This is a genomic window from Rhodovibrio sodomensis, assembly GCF_016583645.1.
Taxonomy (GTDB): Bacteria; Pseudomonadota; Alphaproteobacteria; order Kiloniellales; family Rhodovibrionaceae; genus Rhodovibrio; species Rhodovibrio sodomensis.
In genome coordinates, this window is record NZ_NRRL01000254.1 from 1 (window position 1) to 3,136 (window position 3,136).

Genomic DNA, 3,136 nt, shown 5'->3' on the forward strand with positions numbered 1-3,136 from the left:
CTGCATCGTGAGCGGATCGAATGTGGGAACCCCGCGTGTGTCGAGGTCGAGACCGGACCGGTCGATCGCCAGCTTGTCCACGTTCGGTTTCCGGCCCGTCGCCGCCAGCAGGTAGTCGAAGCGATGCGTGTGTCTGTCGTCGTCCGCGGCGAAGGTCACGCTCACCGCGTCGTCGTCCCGTACGATCTCGCTTACGTCCGCATCCGGATCGAACGGAACCGTTTTGTTGATCGCTGAGACCGCGCGCGCTTTGACGACCGGATCCGTGAGGTTTGCAACGCTGCCACCCTTGCCGAAAATCCGGACACGTACGCCCAGACGGGCCAGCGCCTGACCCAACTCCAGTCCGATGATCCCGCCGCCGAACACAGCGACGGAGTCCGGGAGATCCATCCAGTCGAAGATGTCGTCGTTGACGACCAGGCGATCCCCGACGTGCTCGAAGGCTGACGGCCAGACCGGGCGCGACCCGGTTGCGACCACGATGCGGTCGGCTTGAAGGCGCGTACCGTCTTCCAGAGCGATGGTATGCGGATCCGCGAACGTCGCGTGGCCCGTGACCCGATGCGCCGGGTCGAACGTCTCGACCGTTTCGCGAACGAGACCGACAAACCGGTCGCGTTCGTCGCGGACCCGCTCCATGACGGCTTTTCCATCGATCGTGAGGCCACCCGCTTGAACCCCGAACCCTGCTGCGTCGCGCACGGCATCGGCCCGTTCCGCAGCCGCGATCAACAGCTTGGACGGCATACACCCGACCATCGCGCAGGTAGTTCCGTACTGACAGCCCTCGATAAGCGCGACGTTATCGCTTGCCTCGCGGGCTTTACGGTAGGCGGCCATCCCGGCCGTCCCGGCACCGATCACGGCTATATCTACAGTTTCTGGCATGTCCGCGGTTACCCAATTTATCGACGCAACATTCGGTCTCGATAAGGTGTTGCACCGCACCTAACTTTGGCAAGGCAAAGCGTTGGCTGTTGAAACAATCGTTACCGTACCTTCGCCAAGCACTCGTCCTGGCACGGCGGACGCCGAGACACAGGGAGCTGTCATACTCAAGCGAGCTCCCCAGCCGACGCATACAGTGTAACCGACGTAGCCTCTACACCGTGCACGCGACGCATTGTTTGCCCGGTGGCCTTGGTGGCCTTGGTTCCTCACGAAAGGGTGACAGCGGGAGCGCTCGTCCGAAGCTAGACCGCGCGGCGCACGAACGGCAGCCTTCCCAGCGTTCTGCCAGACTTAGCCTTCCGGAAGGTTCCCGTGATGCGTCCGACCGCTGCCCTGGCCGACCTACTCACCGCTGCGTTGGTCGCCGCAGCTGCCCTTCCCGCAGCCGCGCAGCGACCAGGTTTGCGTGTGCTGGAAAGCGCGCACAGCTACTCGACACTGGTCGATCGGCTGACCCAGGCGGTCAAGGACCACGAGATGTACCTGGTGAACCGTGCTAGTGCGAGCGCCGGTGCGGCCAACCGCGACATTCAGATACCCGGCAACATGGTGGTAGGCGTATTTCGCAATGACTACGCACTCAGGATGCTGGAAGCGAGCGTCGCCGCCGGTTACGAGGCGCCGATCCGCTTTTACGTCACCGAATCCCCTGACGGTACTGCAACGCTGCGCTACCAGCGCCCAAGCGCCGCCTTCGCTCCGTACGACGACGGCGGGGCGGCCCTTGATCAGCTGGGCCGGGAGTTGGACGCGGTGTTCAGGTCGATCGCCGAGCAGGCGGTTCAAGTCGAATGACATCGCGCCGGTTATCCGCAGCAACGGAACCGTACGGCCGGAGCTGCTAACCCGCGGGGCCGCGCTCAACCACGCCCGCCTTACCCCTAGGGTCTAAACTCAAATCTGCTTTTGCGTAGAGCGCTCGGTGTATGATTCGCTCAGTCTTGGGTCGTGAGTGGCAAGAGAGGGAGTGAATATACCATGCGGTTCGACTTGTCGGATCGTGAGTGGGGCGTCATCGAACCTCAGCTTCCACCGACCCGGCAAGGTGGAAAGCGCGCCGACGATCGGCGAGTTTTGAACGGTATATTCTACGTCTTGCGCAGCGGCATTCCGTGGAAGGACCTTCCCAGCCGCTACGGTCCGCATACCACCGTTTACAACCGGTTTCGGCGATGGGCGAAGCAAGGGATCTGGCAGCGGATTTTCGAGGCGCTCCAACAGCAGTACCCCAGCAGTGTTGAGATGATCGATACCACGATGATCCCGGCTCACAGGGCGGCAGCGGGCGCCGAAAAAGGGGATTCTCCGCAAGCGAACGCGACGAGGCCCAGGCGATTGGAACCTCACGGGGCGGTCTGCACGACCAAATGTCACGGTGTCTGCGACGAGCACGGCCGACTGCGCCGGTTCCTCCTGACCGCCGGCCAGCGCCACGACATGATGGGCGTCTGGGACCTGATGGACGAGGCTCCGCTGGACTGTACGGCCCTGATCGCCGACAAAGGATACGATAGCCAGGAGTTACGGGCGTGGCTGCGCGATCAAGACTTGACCCCGGTCATTCCAAAGCGTGGAGAAGACGGTCAAAAACCCGAAGAAAACTCCGATCTCTATCGTGAGCGGAACCTGATCGAACGCGCTTTCAATCGAATGAAAGATTACAGACGCTTGGCTATGCGCTTCGACAAGCTGAAAGTAACCTTCGAAGCGACCGTTGCGCTGATCGCGATGCGCACATGGTTCCTATGATTTGAGTCCACACCCTAGTCTTACTGAGTCACAAGATATCGGACGATTTTTGTCGCGACCCCCACATGCTGTGGTAAATTCGGAGATTCAATCTGGATGTGGGGGGTGTCGATGGATCTCCAGTGGATGGATGGGCCGCAGGCTGAGCGCTTCACGCGTTATATGGACAGTCTGGCCGCTTGTCTTCGGCCTGAGTTCGCGGTCACTGGACACGCAGCGCCGGGGGTCTGCGGTCTAAGTCGTTGATGTGCCTGGATCGGCGGATGGCCGAAGCGTTCGTCCGACTAGACACACGACTGGCCGATTTGGCGTTGACTGTGCGCGATTCGGCGCCCCAGGGTCTAGGCATGTACCTGCGGACGACCCAGCGGCGCCGGAAAGACGGCTCGATCGTGCGCTACCTGGCCCTGGCCGAGAACGTGTGGAATGCCCA

At 61.8% G+C, this 3,136-nt stretch carries 3 protein-coding genes; 2 read left to right on the forward strand and 1 reads right to left on the reverse strand.

Translation table 11 applies throughout. The features are described from left to right. On the reverse strand, positions 1 to 891 hold an 891-nt coding region (locus CKO28_RS27560), incomplete at its 3' end, for an FAD-dependent oxidoreductase (protein ID WP_274611110.1). Positions 892 to 1,269: 378 nt separating this feature from the next. Between CKO28_RS27560 and CKO28_RS27565 the strand changes: the two genes are divergently transcribed. Together CKO28_RS27565 and CKO28_RS27570 are read left to right on the forward strand one after the other, a co-directional pair. Continuing rightward, the gene (locus CKO28_RS27565; protein WP_242480867.1) at positions 1,270 to 1,749 is read left to right on the forward strand and encodes a DUF302 domain-containing protein; all 480 of its coding nucleotides are present in this window, start codon (positions 1,270 to 1,272) and stop codon (positions 1,747 to 1,749) included. 183 nt (positions 1,750 to 1,932) lie between these two features. Next, a complete protein-coding gene (locus CKO28_RS27570; RefSeq protein WP_200344720.1) occupies positions 1,933 to 2,703 on the forward strand; it encodes an IS5 family transposase in 771 nt (256 codons plus the stop codon). Positions 2,704 to 3,136 lie beyond the last annotated feature (433 nt).

What these genes read in the sequence shown, in the direction of transcription:
- CKO28_RS27570 (WP_200344720.1), top strand. Translation starts at nt 1,933, where the DNA reads ATGCGGTTCGACTTGTCGGATCGTGAGTGGGGCGTCATCGAACCTCAG.
- CKO28_RS27565 (WP_242480867.1), top strand. Translation starts at nt 1,270, where the DNA reads ATGCGTCCGACCGCTGCCCTGGCCGACCTACTCACCGCTGCGTTGGTC.